This window comes from Ferrimonas sp. SCSIO 43195, from assembly GCF_023716685.1.
GTDB classification, from domain to species: Bacteria; Pseudomonadota; Gammaproteobacteria; order Enterobacterales; family Shewanellaceae; genus Ferrimonas; species Ferrimonas kyonanensis.
Genome location: NZ_CP072679.1, coordinates 2,014,946 through 2,031,628, shown reverse-complemented (window position 1 = coordinate 2,031,628; position 16,683 = coordinate 2,014,946). Strand labels below are relative to the sequence as shown.

The window sequence follows — 16,683 nt, the reverse complement described above, 5'->3', positions numbered from 1 at the left end:
TATGACGGATTTATGCCTGCTACAACCTACTAATACTCAAGTATTTTTTCATCATCCCTACCCCGCTATCACGCTGCAATCCTGTGAAAAAAAAGCGAATCCCTCGACGCTGCCGTACGTATTAAGTTGAAACCGCTGTGCGAAAGCCAGGGTCTTATAGATATAGGCTGGTTGATTCCGGGCATTCAACGGGAAAACCGATTAAATATTTCATCTTAAAAATCTAAGGTTTGCTGTCCACTCTCGAAATATAGGGTCTACGCTTAAATCTGGGAAACGGGATGAAATCCAACTCCGCAGGGACTGCCAAACTGGATTCAGGGGGAGAACCATGACTATTTTTCAGCACTATCAACAGCGTTACGAACAGACGCGCGACGAAGAGATGGGCATTCAGGACTATCTGCAGTTGTGCAAGAAGGATCCCAGCGTCTACAGCAGCGCTTCGGAGCGACTGTTGCTGGCCATTGGCGAGCCACAGATGATCGATACTGCCCAGGATCCGACGCTATCGAGGATCTTTTCCAACCGGGTCGTTCCACGCTACCCGGCATTTTCCGAATTCTACGGCATGGAGGAGGCCATCGAGCAGATCGTCGCCTACCTTAAACATGCCGCTCAAGGGCTGGAAGAATCCAAGCAGATTTTATACCTGCTGGGGCCGGTGGGGGGCGGTAAGTCCTCTCTGGCCGAAAAGCTGAAGAAGTTGATGTCCAAGATTCCGATCTACGTCCTCAGCGCCAACGGACAACGTAGCCCGGTCAACGATTCCCCCTTGTGCCTGTTCGATCTCGAAGAGGATGGCAGCATCCTGCAGAACGAATACAACATTAACAAGCGTTACTTGCGCACCATCATGTCGCCGTGGGCCGCGAAACGATTGCACGAGTTCGGTGGCGACATCAGCAAGTTCAAGGTGGTCAAGGTCTACCCGTCGATTCTGGATCAACTGGCCATCGCCAAGACTGAGCCCGGGGATGAAAACAACCAGGACATCTCGTCCCTGGTTGGTAAGGTCGACATTCGCCAACTGGAGCATTTTGCTCAGGACGACGCCGATGCCTACGCCTACTCAGGCGCCCTGTGTAAAGCAAACCAGGGGATGATGGAGTTTGTAGAGATGTTTAAAGCGCCCATCAAGGTGCTGCACCCTCTGCTGACCGCCACTCAGGAAGGCAACTATAACGGTACCGAAGGCCTATCGGCGCTGCCATTTAATGGCATCATCCTGGCCCACTCCAACGAATCGGAGTGGCAGACGTTCCGTAACAACAAGAACAACGAAGCCTTCCTGGATCGGGTCTACATCGTCAAGGTGCCTTATTGCCTGCGCGTTTCTGAAGAGAAGAAGATCTATGAAAAACTGCTGGATAACTCCGATCTGAGCGATGCACAATGCGCACCGAGCGTGCTGGATATCCTGTCTCAATTCAGCGTGCTGTCCCGCCTTAAAGATCCGGAAAACTCCTCCATTTACTCCAAGATGCGGGTGTACGACGGCGAAACCCTGAAAGACACCGACCCTAAGGCCAAATCTCATCAGGAGTACAAGGACTACGCCGGCGTCGACGAAGGCATGAACGGCCTGTCGACCCGATTCGCCTTTAAGATTCTGTCACGGGTGTTCAACTTCGACCACAGTGAGGTGGCAGCCAACCCGGTACACCTGTTCTACGTGCTGGAGAAACAGATCGAGCGAGAGCAGTTCCCGCAGGATCAGGCTGAGAAGTACCTTGAGCACCTGAAAGGCTACCTGATTCCCAAATACGTCGAATTCATCGGCAAAGAGATTCAAACCGCCTACCTGGAGTCCTACTCCGAGTATGGCCAGAACATCTTTGACCGTTATGTCACCTACGCCGACTTTTGGATTCAGGACCAAGAGTATCGCGACCCTGAAACCGGTCAACTGTTTGACCGTGGCGCCCTCAATGCCGAGCTGGAGAAGATTGAAAAGCCTGCTGGCATCAGCAATCCGAAGGATTTCCGAAACGAAATCGTCAATTTCGTGTTGCGTGCCCGAGCCAATAACTCTGGCAAGAATCCAGCCTGGGTGAGCTACGAAAAGCTGCGTACCGTGATCGAGAAGAAGATGTTCTCCAATACCGAAGATCTGCTGCCGGTGATCTCGTTTAACACCAAAACCTCAGCCGATGAGCAGCAAAAACACGACGATTTTGTCGACCGGATGATGGAGAAAGGTTACACCCGGAAACAGGTGCGGCTGCTGTCCGAATGGTACCTGAGGGTACGGAAGTCATCCTAGAGCGGCGGGAGGAAGTCTATGACGCACTTCATCGATAAGCGCCTTAACAATAAAGGAAAGAGCACCGTAAATCGGCAGCGTTTCCTGCGTCGCTATAAGCGACAGATTAAGCAGGCCGTATCCGACGCCGTCACCAACCGCAGTGTCACCGATGTCGACAGTGGGGAACGCATCAGCATCCCCACCAAAAACATCTCCGAGCCGGTGTTCCATATCGGCAAGGGTGGTGATCGGCGCATGGTTCATCCCGGTAACGATCAGTTTCAGCGGGGCGATCGCATTGAACGTCCACCCCAGGGCGGCGGAGGCGGCAGTGGCCAAGGCCAGGCATCCAACAGTGGCGAGGGGGCCGATGATTTCGTGTTTGAGATCTCACGGGATGAGTATCTGGACATCCTGTTTGATGATCTGGCATTGCCCAACCTGAAGAAGAACAACTTCGACAAGATGGTGGAGTTTAAAACCGTTCGGGCCGGCATCACCTCCGAAGGCATTCCGGCCAACATTCACATCGTACGCTCACTTCGGGAATCCCTGGCCCGACGTACTGCCATGACCGCGGGTAAACGCCGGGCGTTGAAGCAGGCGCAACTCCGTTTGCAGCAGTTAACCGATACACCGGGATCCAGCACCGAAGAGATCCATGCTCTGGAGGAGGAGATCGAACTGCTGGAGCAGAAGATCGCCAGGGTGCCCTTTATCGATACTTTCGATCTCAAGTACAACAATTACACCAAACGAGCCGTGCCTACCTCCAAGGCGGTGATGTTCTGCCTGATGGATGTCTCGGGATCGATGGATCAGGCTACCAAGGACATCGCCAAACGCTTCTACATCCTGCTGTACCTGTTCCTGACCCGCACCTACAAGGAGTTGGACGTGGTATTTATTCGCCACCACACCCAGGCCAAAGAGGTGGATGAACATGAATTTTTCTACAGTCAGGAGACCGGAGGCACCATCGTCTCCAGCGCACTGAAACTGATGGCTGAAATTCAAAAAGAGCGCTATCCGGCAGACCAGTGGAACATTTATGCCGCCCAGGCTTCCGATGGCGACAACTGGGCCGATGACTCGCCGCTGTGCCGGCAGATTCTCGACGACACTCTGCTGCCTCTGAGTCGCTATTTTACTTACATCGAGATCACCAACAGGGCGCACCAGACCCTGTGGCGGGAATATGAATCCCTGGCCGGTGCGCACCCCCACTTTGCCCTGCAACATATTCGCTCGGTAGAAGACATCTTCCCAGTCTTCAAAGAGCTATTCAAAAAGCAGACGGCCTGAGTTCTGGATTAAGGGGATAGCCTATGAGCAAAAAGACCGCGTTATCGGACGGACCAGACTGGACCTTTGAGCTTCTGGACCAGTACCACCATGAGATTGAGCGCATCGCCGCTCTGTACCGGCTCGACACCTACCCCAATCAGATTGAGGTGATCTCCGCCGAGCAAATGATGGATGCTTACGCCAGCGTCGGCATGCCCATCGGCTACTCCCATTGGACCTTCGGTAAGAAGTTCATCGATACCGAGCGCAATTATAAGCGGGGCCAGATGGGGCTGGCCTATGAAATCGTCATCAACTCCAATCCCTGTATCGCCTATCTGATGGAGGAGAACACCATCACCATGCAGGCGTTAGTGATGGCCCATGCCAGTTACGGCCACAACAGCTTCTTTAAAGGCAACTACCTGTTTCAAACGTGGACCGACGCCGACTCCATCATCGACTACCTGGTGTTTGCCAAAAACTACATCAGCGACTGCGAAGAGCACCATGGCATCGACGCGGTGGAGGAGATTCTTGATTCCTGCCACGCCCTGATGAACTTCGGTGTCGACCGCTATAAACGGCCGGCAGAAATCTCACTGCGAGAAGAACGGCAACGCCAGAAAGAGCGCGAAGCTTACCTGCAGTCTCAGGTCAACGACCTGTGGCGTACCCTGCCCGCCTCGCCGGCAGAGCAAGCCGATCGCGAGGAGTGCCGTTTTCCCTCAGAGCCACAGGAAAACCTACTCTATTTCATTGAGAAAAATGCGCCGCTGCTGGAGCCATGGCAGCGGGAGATCGTGCGAATCGTCCGCAAAATTGCGCAATACTTCTATCCGCAGAAACAGACCCAGGTAATGAATGAGGGCTGGGCCACCTTCTGGCACTACACCATTATGAATCACCTGTACGACGAAGGCCTGGTTACCGAGCGCTTCATTATGGAATTCCTGCACAGCCATACCAATGTGGTGATGCAGCCAGAGTACAACAGCCCCTACTACAGTGGCATCAATCCCTATGCCCTGGGGTTTGCCATGTTTCAGGACATTCGCCGGATCTGTGAATCCCCGGATGAAGAGGATCAACGTTGGTTCCCGGAAATCGCCGGCAGCGACTGGCTCGATACCCTGCACTTCGCCATGAACAACTTCAAAGATGAAAGTTTCATCTCCCAATACCTGTCACCTAAGGTAATGCGCCAATTCAAGTTGTTTACGGTTCAGGATGACGATCGAAAAAGCTACCTGGAGGTAGGGGCGATTCACAATGATGAAGGCTACCGGGAGTTACGACAGAACCTGTCGGCCCAGTACAACCTGTCGAACCTGGAACCCAACATTCAGGTGTGGGACGTCAAGATTCGCGGTGACCGCTCGTTGACCCTGCGTTATCTGCCCCAAAGCCGGGCGCCATTGGCGGACAGCAAAGATGAAGTGATGAAGCACCTGCATCGACTCTGGGGCTTTGACGTATACCTGGAAGAGGAGCGGGATAACGGCAGTACCGAGGTCATCGGCCGCTGTCAGACCAAGACAGACTGAGGTTGCTTCGACCATAAAAAAGCCCGCTTCCGCGGGCTTTTTTTGACTCGCGCTTATTCGGCGATGTCTTTGGGCATATCGGCACGAATGTGCAGCCACAACTTACCGGACTCGATGCCATACTTGCGCACCAGTCCCGGCACCGAATCGGCATCGCCGTTCTCGGCACAGGTCAACAACTCCTGATAGAACTCTCGAGCCAATACCCTGGCTGGCTCATGGCTGAAGTAGTAGCGGCCGACACGGCTGTAGAGGCTTCGGAAGCCATTTAGAATCAGGGCGTAAATCGGATTGTCCGATGACATTGCCAACGAATGGTTGAGGTTGTAATCGTAGTCGGCAAAGGCGCCGGCTTCGTCTTCAACGTCCACCAGTTGAGACAACACTTCCTGGGCTCGAACTGGGTTGTAACGAATGGCACCCCGAATGTAGATGGCACTGATGTTGGTGCGAGCCGACAACAGTTGGTCCATCAGATCCGGGACCCCGTCCTGATCCAGGCGGGCGATGGTTTCCAGAATGTTCAGTCCGGAAGTTTCCCAGAAGTTATTCACCCGAGTGGGCTTACCATGCTGAATGGTTAACCAGCCGTCACGCGCCAGACGTTGTAACACCTCTCGCAGCGTGGTCCGGGTTACCCCAATCAACTCGGACAATTCACGCTCAGCAGGGAGGATGGTCCCCGGCGCGAACTTGTTGTTCCAGATGGATTTTACGATATATTCTTCGGCAAAACCTGCTGGACTCTGCGCTTTTATTATCATAGTCACTGGTGCCTTACGACTTTTGAACGATTTTTAATTCAACCATCTTAGCAAATAAAGCCTGAATTCAAAAATGAGATCCATTTCCCAAATATTTGCCCAAATTGACCTCGTCCACAGCTCTAACGACCTGTTTGCTGGATTTGCAGCCAAATAAACTGTAAAAAACTGGTCGAACCTTAGCAATCTCAGAAATCGATAAACAATTTTGATATTAAATGTCAGTTAACCTTATCTCCAATAACGAGTATGATCGTCCGTCTGAGTGCGACAAAATCGAAAAATATACAAATAAGAGAGGAAAGCTATGGCACTAAGTTTACGCCAAGCCTTTTTTCATAACTTCCTAGGCCAGGCGCCTAAGTGGTATAAGCTAGCAATCATCGCGTTTTTGATCATCAACCCCATACTGTTTGCAATCGATCCGTTTGTAGCCGGCTGGGTGCTGGTCGTTGAATTCATCTTCACCCTGGCGATGGCACTGAAGTGCTACCCGCTCCAACCCGGTGGCCTGCTGGCCATCGAAGCCGTTGCCATTGGCATGGCATCGCCGGCAACGGTTCTGCATGAACTGGAAGCCAACCTTGAAGTGATTCTGCTGTTGATCTTCATGGTCGCCGGCATCTTCTTCATGAAGCAGTTGCTGCTGTTTATCTTTACCAAGTTGGTGACTAAGGTTCGTTCCAAGGCCTTGTTGTCACTTGCTTTCTGTTTCTTCTCTGCGTTCCTGTCAGCCTTCCTCGATGCGCTAACGGTGATTGCGGTCATCATCAGTGTGGCGGTGGGGTTCTACACCATTTACCACAAGGTTGCCTCTGGCAAAGACTTCAATCAGAGCCACGACCACAACAACGATGAAGAGGAAAACCTGTGCAAAGACGACCTGGAGCAGTTCCGCGGCTTCCTGCGTAATCTGATGATGCACGCCGGTGTCGGTACTGCCCTTGGCGGTGTGTGCACCATGGTGGGTGAACCTCAAAACCTGATCATCGCCGCCCAGGCCAACTGGCAGTTTGCCGAGTTTGTGGTTCGCATGATGCCGGTTACCCTGCCGGTGCTGATTGCTGGTCTGTTGACCTGTTACTTTGTTGAGCGATTCAAAATCGTCGGATATGGCGAACAACTGCCAGATTCCGTTCGTAAAATTTTGGAAGACTACGCCGAGTACGAAGACAGCCGTCGTACCAACAAAGAACGCGCCCAGATGATCATTCAAGCTCTGGTCGGTGTCTGGTTGATTGTCGGCCTGGCGCTGCACCTGGCAGCCGTTGGCCTCATCGGTCTGTCGGTTATCATCCTGACCACCTCATTCAATGGCATCATCGACGAACATTCCATCGGTAAGGCATTTGAAGAGGCGTTGCCATTCACCGCACTGCTGGCGGTATTCTTCTCCATTGTCGGCGTGATCATCGAGCAGGGATTGTTTGGTCCGGTTATCGAGTGGGTACTGACCTACAGCGGCAAGACTCAAGCGGTGATGTTCTTCATTGCCAACGGATTGCTGTCCATGGTGTCTGACAACGTATTTGTCGGAACCGTGTACATCAACGAAGTGAAGTCGGCGTTGCTGGAAGGTAAGATCACCCGTGACCAGTTCGATATGCTGGCGGTCGCCATCAACACCGGTACCAACCTGCCATCGGTGGCGACACCAAACGGTCAGGCGGCGTTCCTGTTCCTGCTGACCTCGGCACTGGCCCCACTTATTCGTCTGTCTTATGGTCGAATGGTCATTCTGGCACTGCCCTACACCATTGTGATGTCACTGGTGGGACTGGGCGCCATTGAGTTTGGTCTGCTTGAGCACTTCACCGCTTACTTCTACGACATTGGCTGGATCGGCCACCATACCGTCGCCGAAGCCGCTGCCAACGCCATGAGTGTTTCCGGACATTAAACGATAACTATTTTCAGATAGTTGTTGCGATATCAAATAAACGCCTCCACAATCGGAGGCGTTTTTTTGAAGTGTAGTAAGGACCATAGATGCTGACTCAGGCTCAACAATTTACCACCCAACGACGCAGCTGGTTGCTGCTGGCAGGATCCGCATTACTGTTAGAGCTGATCGCCCTGTTCTTCCAACATATTCTCGAACTTAAACCCTGTGTCTACTGCATCTACGTGCGCATTGCGGTATTGGCACTGATGCTGGTCTCTCTGGTCACGGCCATCGCACCAAACTCCCTTTGGTTACGCCGTTTCGGTTTTCTCGGCTGGGCCGGCACCAGCGCCTGGGCCTTGTCTCTGAACCTAACCCTACACGCCAAGCAAACCGCGCCCCCTACTCTGTTTGGCTCGACCTGCGATGCCATTCCCAATTTCCCGGCATGGGCACCACTGCATGAATGGTTACCGTCGCTGTTTATGCCCACCGGAGACTGCAGCGATTCCCCCTGGTCTTTCCTCGGCTTCTCCATGGCCCAGTGGCTGATTGCCGTCTTCAGTGTGCACCTGCTGTTGTGCCTGCTGTTCTGGCTGACCACCCTGAAAAAGAGCAACTCCGGAAGCGAATGCTGCGGCGGTGGTTGCCATTAATTCAACACTCAGAATAAAAAAAGACCACGCTTAGCGTGGTCTTTTTTTATTCATCTCTGGAACGATTAATCCAATTTAAATCGACCAACAATTCCCAGCAGTTGAGTATTTATTGCCGCCAAGCTATTGGTTTCATCCAGCGTCTTATTGCCACTCTCTGACAACCTCAGCACCATCTCCCTGATGGCAGCCATGTTACGACTGATCTCCTGGGAGACGCTGCTCTGCTCCTCCGCCGCGGTGGCAATTTGAGAGCTGAGATCATTAATGTCACGAACGAAATTACTCATGGTTTCCAGGCTAAGAGACACCTCTTTCGCGCCATTGGCGGTCTCCTCACAGGTTTTACGGGTACCGGCCATGGCCGACACCACGGTCTGGGAGCCTTGCAGCAGTACAGCCAGGGCATTTTCAATCTCTGCGGTACTCTGCTGAGTTCGCCCCGCCAGCGCCCGCACCTCGTCGGCCACCACCGCAAAACCCCGTCCCTGCTCACCAGCCCGAGCAGCCTCAATGGCGGCATTGAGCGCCAGCAGGTTAGTCTGATCGGCAATCTCACCAATTACTGCCAGAATGGCGTTGATGTTCTGAGTTTCCTCACTCATGTTCTGAATGTTGTCGGCGGTGGAACCTACTTCGCCCACCAACGCCGAAACATTGTTTTGCGCCTGGGTCACGATCAGCTTGGACTCTTCACCGGTTCGATTGGCTTCCTGGGTAAACTGGGCAGCCTCGGCGGCACTGGACGCCACGGTTTCCGCGGTGGTGTTGAGTTCCTCCATAGCCGTCACGACCTGATCGGTTTCCGACATATGGCTGGCCAGGGTCGATTCGTTCTCTTCCGCCTGGGCTTTAAGTACCTCCACACCGTGTGCCAGCTGGCCACTGGCCTGACGGACCTCCAGCATCATGGTTTGCAGCGAGCCGACCATGGTATTGATGCCCTGCGCGATTTGGCCAAGATCGTCGTGGGAGTTGACCTGCATTCGCTGAGTCAGATCGCCCTCGCCTTCGGCCAGATCCAGCACCCGCTCCTTCAAGGCGATGATGGGACGATACTGGCGCTGCAACATCACCACCAACACCAGAGCCGAAATCAGAATGCTGATGATGGCGGTGATAATGGCGGTGCGGTTGGCTTCGGCGACTGCGGCAAACGCCACCTCCTCCTCGACCGCGATGAGGAAAAACCACTGCTTACCACCCGGCAACTGGATGCGCTTGGAAATGACCAGCTTATCAATGCCATTTAAGACGTAATTCGAAAACAGTTGTTCACTGGCCAACACCGCAGGCGCCCGCTCTCCCAGGCCCGGAACCGCCGACAAATTACTCTGCAGAGGTGCAAACTGCGAGGTGGTCCCGATGATGTTGCCATTGGCCTCGGTGACAATGGCGATGGTGCCCTCCACGATGTCCACCGCTTCAACGATGGCATCCAGGGTCGACATCGACAGGCTGGCGGCCACCACGCCATTTCGAGTGCGCTTCACCATAGACAGGTAGGGGGTGGAGGCTCCATCAGTGTAGTAGACATCGGTCACCTGACTGTCGGTACGCTGACGGCCAAGCTGATACCAACTGCGGGCGGTTACGTCGATGGCGGCCTGATCCAATATGCCGCCGGGCCAGCCCGGAAACGCCTGACTGGCATAGCCGGCACCGGACTCCATGCCCACCATCAACCCGTCAATGCCGCTGATTTTTTCGGCATCTTTCAGGGTGCGAAGGTAATAATCATCGCTTTGCGGACCCGCCTGATCAAAAATCTGCGCCAATCCCTGTACCGCACGGTCCCCTTGCTCGATAAAGCGACTGATGGACTCCGACTCACTGTTTACCGATTCCTGCATTGCAGTCCGCACCTGGTGGCTAACCGCCTGCTGCAGATTGCGAGCCGACATCACACTGGTGGCCAGCAACGCCATCACCAGCAGTGACAACGACAGCAGCATCAAGCTGGCCTTAAAACTCATTCCTTTCATATAAAACCCATCCAACTTAAAAGAAGAACCCGAACCTGACCATTGGTAAAAGGAGCACTTTATGCTCTCTTATTGTAAAAGCGCATTTATCAATCAAACATCAAAAACATGATTCAAAAATAAACCATGGAATCTAACATCTATTTATACGGCGCCGACAATTTGTCTTTGATATTTTTTTGACACCTTGGAAGCACCAAGGATTATTAAATCATTCACACACTACAGGCTCCCCGCCTGATTCTTGATTTGGTTCGACTCCAGCCCCTCTGGCATCGGCTAGACCTAGTCCTACTCACTCCCAGCCCCACCATTTAACTCTTGATTTTCAGCACCTTAGCCAGTTCTAGTTAGTGCAGAGTCGACAGCGGCAGCGATAAGTGTCGGTGCCGACCAACCTACAGAATTCTATGAGTTAGACCAGCGAGTGCATTAATAACACAGAGCAATAATTAAAGTCACCCGGCAAAAGGTAAATATTCAGAGCCATACAACAATCTAATTCGACAGATTTTTCCCTACCGCAAAACCCACTCAACATTCAAGGATAAATAATAACGACACACATTGATCAATTAAATAGATCAGGAATTGATTTTGGATCTATTTAATTGATCCATTTATTGTTCTATGGCCTGTTTAAAAAACAGTTTTATTCCTGTGGTCTTAATTTTAGAACCAAAAAAAACGGCGTGCCTGAGCACGCCGTTTCTTTAGGTTTTGTCTGCTTAATCAATTTCATCCAGCGGCCACACTACGATGTAACCGATCAAGTCCGGATCCGGACCCACATGTAACTCACTGAGTACCTTTCGACGTACCGACATGCCCTGTTTATGCATCTCGGACTTACTGCCGGTCAACAATGGATGCCAACTCGGCAGCCCCCGGCCCTCCTGCAGGCGCCGATAGCTGCAGCTTGGAGGCAGCCACTCGATGGTGGCGACGTTTTCCGGTGTTACCTTGTAACAGTCGGGAACCCACTCAAATCGACGTTCATACTTCTGGCAATCGCAAGTCTTGTCATTAAGCAGCTTGCAGGCCACATTGGTGAAATACACCTCTTCGGTATCATCATCAATCAGCTTGTTCAGGCAGCACTTGCCGCAGCCATCGCAGAGCGATTCCCACTCTTTTTCGGTCATATCCTGTAAAGGCTTATGCCAAAACGGCTGTTGTTCACTCACCAAACTACCTCTGTTTCTACTGCTTCTGGAACGTCAGGCGCGGGATTATACCGGCAACCGGGTAGAATTTCATCCACAGGCAGGCAATGACAGCGGTGGCAGGCAGCACGGGAGGTGATCCACCGCCGGAACCGGCGGCGGAATCAGATAGATCAGTCAGAGAACTTAATTCTGTCGGCCAGGTGTCCCACAGCGGCGACAAAGTAGTGGCTTCGATTCCAGCGCATCAGGGCATCGTAGTTGGCGTACGCCAGATAGCTTCGGCCATGGGCGTCGTCAGGCTGAACCAGAGAGGCTTGAATATCGCGAGTGGGAAGATCGCTGCCATCAAACCGGCGCACCCCCATCTGCTGCCACTGAGCCAGACTTTTCTTCACTTTCAGCCCTTTATCAGTCTCAGCCACCGGCTCGGTCAACGATACTTGCCGGGCCCAGGTCAGATCATCGTTCCATCCGACCTGCTTGAGGTAATTGGCGGCGGAGGCAAACACGTCGGCCTTGTTGTGCCAGATGTCTTTTTTACCATCGCCATCAAAATCCTGAGCATAGGCCAGAAACGAGGTTGGCATAAACTGACACTGACCCATGGCACCGGCCCAGGAGCCTTTCATCTCACTGGCACTGATGTGGCCTTGTTCCAGTATAGTTAAAGCCGCAAAAAGCTGTTCCTTAAAGAAAGTTTCCCGGCGCCCGTCGTACGCCAGCGATGCAGTGGCACCAATCACCGAAAAATTCCCGGTGTAGTTACCGAAGTTGGTTTCCACCCCCCACAACGCCACGATGAATCTGGGCTGCACACCATAAGCATCGCCTACCTGTTGCAACAGCTCACGATTTTCATTTAGCAACTTCTTGGCCTTGGCCACTTTCCAGTCCGGCACGGCCTGGGGCAAATAGGTGTCCAGAGTCTTTTTGAACTCCGGCTGGTTTTTATCCGCTTTGATGGCACGCTTGTGCAGCTTGATGCCATCAAATGCCGCCTCGATGGTGGCTGCGCTGAACTCTTTTTGTGCCGCTTCCTGCTTCAGCTGCTGTACGTACTGTTCGAAGTCAGGCTTGTCGGTTGCCTGAACCTGCAGCGCGACCAACAGCGCCGCTGTGGTTAAACACTTTAGTGTCATCCTGTCCCCCAGAGTCCGTTAAGAGTTATTCTGTTTCTCTTCAAGCCATGCTTTGTGGGTCTTGAGCAGATCCTCTTGTGGAGGAGGCAGTTGCAGATAGAAACCCTGATCCTTGAGCGCCTGCTTAACCTTGTCCAGATCCGCCTGAGCCAGTTGTTTGATCTTCGACAGCGGCACCACCATTACAAACTGCGGCTGACCAAAGGTATCCAGCAATGCCTGTGGCACGTCGGAAAAGTCATCACGCTTGTTGATGTAGAGGTAGGTCTCTGCCTTTCGGTTACTTTTATAGATAGCACAAATCATTTGAATACTTAGAAAATAAGCCTGCGGCTTGCTTGCGTCGTGGTGTTTGCCACTATACCATGACCGCCACTAAAAAATAGCGTTCAACCGGCCACTGTGCCGGGGTTTACGGGGAATCCACAGATGCAGCAGTCTGGCATCGACTTCACCAGTTCAAGTTTTACCCTGCCTGTATTAAAACTGTCCGGCACCACCCTGGCCGACATTGCACAACAACTCAAACAGCACGTTCAGCACGCCCCGTCTCTGTTTGAAAATATGGCGTTAGTAGCGGACCTGAGCCGGGTCGATCCTGGCGTTGATCTGCTCGAGTTGATGCAGCTGATTCGAGACCATCACCTCAATCCCTTGGGTATTCGCAACGCACACGATGCCCACAAAATACAGGCAAAATGCCACGGCATCGCACTTTTGAACCCCTCTCGCGGCAGCAGTGGCACCACCACTGCCACCAAGGTCGTTCGCCGCTCAGTACGCTCGGGTCAACAGATCTACGCCCAGGGTGGCGATCTGGTGATCATCGGTTCGGTCAGCAACGGCGCCGAGGTGATTGCCGACGGCAGCATTCAAATCCTTGGAACGCTAAGAGGGCGCGCCATTGCCGGTGCCAACGGTCAGCACAATGCCTCCATTGTTTGTGCCAACCAACAGGCAGAACTGTTGTCCATCGGCGGCTACTTCTGGCTCACCGAGCAGATAGACCAAGCCCATTGGCAACAAGGGGTAATGGCCACCCAACAGCAAGGTCAGCTGACGCTGGACCCCATCAATTTCTAACCCAATTACGAGGATGTAGTGAAATGGCGAAGGTCATTGTTGTCACCTCCGGCAAAGGCGGCGTTGGTAAAACCACCAGCTGTGCCGCCATTGGCATGGGACTGGCTCAGGCGGGCCATAAAACCGTCATCATTGATTTTGATATCGGGCTAAGAAACCTGGATCTGGTTATGGGCTGCGAACGCAGGGTGGTGTATGACTTCGTCAACGTGATTCAAGGTGACGCCAACCTCAATCAAGCCCTGATCAAGGACAAGCGATGCGACCGGCTGCACATTCTGCCGGCCTCACAGACCCGCAATAAGGACGTGCTGACCCAAGACGGCGTTGGCAAAGTGCTGGAGCAACTTAAACAGGAGTTTGAGTTTATCATCTGCGACAGCCCGGCCGGGATTGAAAACGGCGCCATGATGGCGCTGTATTTTGCCGATGAAGCGATCATCACCACCAACCCGGAAGTGTCGTCGGTGCGGGATTCAGACCGCATCATTGGCATGCTGCAAAGTAAATCTCTGCGTGCCGAGCAGAACCTCGAACCGGTGGTGGAACACTTGCTGTTGACTCGCTACAACCCTACTCGAGTGCAAAATGGAGAGATGCTGGCGGTGACCGATATCGAGGAGATTCTGGCCATTCCGCTGCTGGGAATCATTCCCGAATCTCAAGCGGTGTTGAAAGCATCCAATGCTGGTAACCCGGTCATCATGGACGATCAGTCCGATGCCGGACAGGCCTACCAAGATACCGTCGCCCGTCTGCTGGGTGAAACCCGGCCAATGCGCTTTACCGAGGTGGAAAAGAAAGGCTTGCTGAAAAGGTTGTTTGGAGGGAAATGATGTCGATTCTGGATTACTTCCGCAAACAGGAACCGGCCAGCGCCAACCTGGCTAAAGACCGCCTCAAGATCGTGGTCGCCCATGAACGGGCCCAGAGACAGGGGCCGGACTACTTGCCGGATCTGGAGCGGGATATTCTGCAGGTTCTGGCCAAATACGTCAGCGTCGATGCGGACAACGTTAAGGTACAGCTGGACAAAACCGACAACCAGTGGGCGGTACTGGAACTGAACATCACCCTACCCGACCACCAGTAACCATAAAGCCGGCAATCGCCGGCTTTATGCTCTCTAACGCTTCTGATGACGCTCGCGATTATCCGCTTTCTGGCGTTCGCTTTTCTTCAATAGCAAATACACGGCACCGGTTCCTCCATGGGGCTTGAGTGCCGAATGGAATGCCAACACCTCTTTGATCTGAGGCAACCAGTGGGCAACGCAACTTTTCAGCATTCCTTTCACCGGACTCGACTGACGGCCTTTGCCATGCAACACCAGCGCCGTACGCACCTCACATCGCTGACAATCTTTAATAAACTGTAACAAAGTCTGTTTCGCATCGGCGACATTGTGGCCATGCAGATCCAGGCGGGCATCGATCTGGTACTTTCCCAGGCGCAAATTCTTATACACCCCATGTTGAACACCGTCGCGAGCAAAGCCGATGGGATCGTCAGGATCGACTAACGGCATCGCTGCATCACTGACCCCGTCCTGTTCACCATCGATGCTGGCCTCAGCCGCCATGCGGCGGGCAATCTGTGCCTCAGATGGCTTGCTTTTGCTGCCCACCGCACAGCACTTATCCTGCTGTCCAATGGGTTTCACATCGGCCATCGCATTCAGAAACTCATCCATCTCGTTTGATTGCATAATAGCCTCCGCTTTTATCGTGACTTTGGTAGTATACCGAATCCGTTTTAACGCTTCAGGCCGCCGGTGGTTAACCGCCTAGCATTTGCTCAGAAGGGCGTTTCCCCTGGCCTATGTCAAACTTTGTAATGGTTTCAACCTTTACGAAATTCAGTCTGACAGCGATAGTAAAATTGTGTAGCAAATGTGGAGCACCTGAGTGCGAGTTTTTAGCCTGTTATTGGCATTATTGCTGGCCGGCCCGGTCAGCGCACAAGAGGACGTCAATGGGGCCATCAACCGTATCTATGACGAAATCAGCGCTGCGTACAACAGCCTGGATTCAGATACCTTGACTGGCTACTACAGTGACAATGCCTGTCTGATCAGCGCCTCCAAAGAAGAGGGGCTGCTTAATGGCCGTATGGAAATTGCCGATGGCCTGGCCCACTGGTTTAAGAAAATCGAAAAACGGGGCGCCGAACTGAAGGTGCACTATCGCGTGGTCAATCGCCAAATCAGTGGCGACACCATTACCGACGCGGGCTACTATCTGGTGGTATACACTCCGGATCACAGCACCGAACAGCCTTCCAGCGAATTTGTCGGCAAGTTCATCATGAGCTTCCAACAAGATCAGGATAAACAGTGGCGCATCATCAGTGATTCGGCTAATCGTACCCGAGTCGATCGATTTACCGATGCTCAACGCCAAAAAGGGCTGTACTACAAGGAGTACTCCCCTTCGGCCCTTCCTCAGCAGGCTAATAGCAAATGAGTCACTGTCAATGTGGCAGCAACCTGGCGTACCGCCTCTGCTGCCAACCGCTTCATTGCGGCGATAGCCATGCCTCCTCCCCCGAGCAACTGATGCGATCTCGCTACTGCGCCTTTGTAGAGGGCAAAGCCGACTACCTTCTGGCGACTCACCACCCGCAATATCGCGCCTCACTCACCGTGGAACAATTAGCCGACAGTTGCCGCGACAGTGACTTTGTCGGCCTGCAGATCGTCGACGTCCCTGCTGATTCCGGCGATCAGGGCGAGGTAGAGTTCAAAGCCTGGTATCGCCAAGGCAGCGAAATCCTGGCGTTATGGGAACGCTCTCGCTTTCAAAGGCTTGAGGATCGCTGGCATTACTGCGATGGCGACATTCAACCCCTACTAAAGCTGGGTCGCAACGATCCTTGCCCCTGTGGCAGTGGCAAGAAGGCCAAAAAATGTTGTCTCTGA

General features: G+C 53.0%; 16 protein-coding genes. 10 read left to right on the top strand and 6 right to left on the bottom strand.

Features of this window, described 5'->3' with window-relative positions; translation table 11 throughout:
- Positions 1–331 precede the first annotated feature (331 nt).
- From J8Z22_RS09625 to J8Z22_RS09615, 3 genes are read left to right on the top strand one after another with little or no spacing between them, the layout of a single operon-like run.
- Positions 332–2,266, top strand: a complete 1,935-nt coding sequence (locus tag J8Z22_RS09625) for a PrkA family serine protein kinase (RefSeq protein WP_252010199.1) — start codon at positions 332–334, stop codon at positions 2,264–2,266.
- A gap of 18 nt (positions 2,267–2,284) precedes the next feature.
- Positions 2,285–3,553, top strand: a complete 1,269-nt coding sequence (locus J8Z22_RS09620) for a YeaH/YhbH family protein (RefSeq protein ID WP_028112375.1) — start codon at positions 2,285–2,287, stop codon at positions 3,551–3,553.
- Between the two features lie 23 nt (positions 3,554–3,576).
- Entirely contained in the window at positions 3,577–5,082 is a 1,506-nt protein-coding gene (locus tag J8Z22_RS09615; protein ID WP_252010198.1) for a SpoVR family protein, read from the top strand.
- A gap of 53 nt (positions 5,083–5,135) precedes the next feature.
- Here the strand turns inward: J8Z22_RS09615 and fadR are convergent, their stop codons facing one another.
- Positions 5,136–5,846 carry a fatty acid metabolism transcriptional regulator FadR gene (fadR, locus tag J8Z22_RS09610; protein WP_028112373.1) on the bottom strand — a complete coding sequence of 237 codons (711 nt, stop codon included), beginning with the start codon at positions 5,844–5,846 and terminating at the stop codon, positions 5,136–5,138.
- Positions 5,847–6,153: 307 nt separating this feature from the next.
- On the opposite strand from fadR, the gene nhaB reads away from it, so the two are divergent.
- Entirely contained in the window at positions 6,154–7,746 is a 1,593-nt protein-coding gene (gene nhaB / locus J8Z22_RS09605) for a sodium/proton antiporter NhaB (protein WP_028112372.1), read from the top strand.
- A gap of 89 nt (positions 7,747–7,835) precedes the next feature.
- Entirely contained in the window at positions 7,836–8,387 is a 552-nt protein-coding gene (dsbB, locus tag J8Z22_RS09600) for a disulfide bond formation protein DsbB (RefSeq protein ID WP_051252533.1), read from the top strand.
- A gap of 65 nt (positions 8,388–8,452) precedes the next feature.
- On the opposite strand, the gene J8Z22_RS09595 is transcribed toward dsbB, so the two are convergent.
- The 4 genes from J8Z22_RS09595 to J8Z22_RS09580 form a co-directional block, all read right to left on the bottom strand.
- On the bottom strand, positions 8,453–10,372 hold the full coding sequence (locus J8Z22_RS09595) for a methyl-accepting chemotaxis protein (protein ID WP_252010197.1): 1,920 nt from the start codon (positions 10,370–10,372) through the stop codon (positions 8,453–8,455).
- 728 nt (positions 10,373–11,100) lie between these two features.
- The gene (locus J8Z22_RS09590) at positions 11,101–11,517 is read right to left on the bottom strand and encodes a YcgN family cysteine cluster protein (RefSeq protein WP_051252529.1); all 417 of its coding nucleotides are present in this window, start codon (positions 11,515–11,517) and stop codon (positions 11,101–11,103) included.
- A gap of 194 nt (positions 11,518–11,711) precedes the next feature.
- A complete protein-coding gene (locus tag J8Z22_RS09585) occupies positions 11,712–12,680 on the bottom strand; it encodes a lytic transglycosylase domain-containing protein (RefSeq protein ID WP_051252527.1) in 969 nt (322 codons plus the stop codon).
- A gap of 18 nt (positions 12,681–12,698) precedes the next feature.
- The gene (locus J8Z22_RS09580; protein ID WP_028112368.1) at positions 12,699–12,986 is read right to left on the bottom strand and encodes a YcgL domain-containing protein; all 288 of its coding nucleotides are present in this window, start codon (positions 12,984–12,986) and stop codon (positions 12,699–12,701) included.
- Between the two features lie 123 nt (positions 12,987–13,109).
- Here J8Z22_RS09580 and minC point away from each other — a divergent pair, with 123 nt between their 5' ends.
- The 3 genes from minC to minE are packed head-to-tail and all read left to right on the top strand — an operon-like array spanning position 13,110 to position 14,856.
- Complete coding sequence (gene minC / locus J8Z22_RS09575; protein ID WP_028112367.1) at positions 13,110–13,763, top strand: septum site-determining protein MinC; 654 nt, start codon at positions 13,110–13,112, stop codon at positions 13,761–13,763.
- A gap of 23 nt (positions 13,764–13,786) precedes the next feature.
- The gene (minD, locus tag J8Z22_RS09570; RefSeq protein ID WP_028112366.1) at positions 13,787–14,599 is read left to right on the top strand and encodes a septum site-determining protein MinD; all 813 of its coding nucleotides are present in this window, start codon (positions 13,787–13,789) and stop codon (positions 14,597–14,599) included.
- Complete coding sequence (gene minE, locus J8Z22_RS09565; RefSeq protein ID WP_028112365.1) at positions 14,599–14,856, top strand: cell division topological specificity factor MinE; 258 nt, start codon at positions 14,599–14,601, stop codon at positions 14,854–14,856. Before minD ends, minE begins: the two co-directional genes overlap by 1 nt.
- Positions 14,857–14,889: 33 nt before the next feature.
- Here minE and smrA read toward each other — a convergent pair whose 3' ends face one another.
- Positions 14,890–15,471, bottom strand: coding sequence for a DNA endonuclease SmrA (smrA, locus tag J8Z22_RS09560; RefSeq protein WP_035415618.1), 582 nt, complete (start codon positions 15,469–15,471; stop codon positions 14,890–14,892).
- 199 nt (positions 15,472–15,670) lie between these two features.
- Here smrA and J8Z22_RS09555 point away from each other — a divergent pair, with 199 nt between their 5' ends.
- Positions 15,671–16,228 (top strand): nuclear transport factor 2 family protein, encoded by a 558-nt coding sequence (locus tag J8Z22_RS09555; RefSeq protein ID WP_028112363.1) that lies wholly within the window; start codon positions 15,671–15,673, stop codon positions 16,226–16,228.
- Positions 16,225–16,683 (top strand): YchJ family protein, encoded by a 459-nt coding sequence (locus J8Z22_RS09550; protein WP_252010196.1) that lies wholly within the window; start codon positions 16,225–16,227, stop codon positions 16,681–16,683. Before J8Z22_RS09555 ends, J8Z22_RS09550 begins: the two co-directional genes overlap by 4 nt.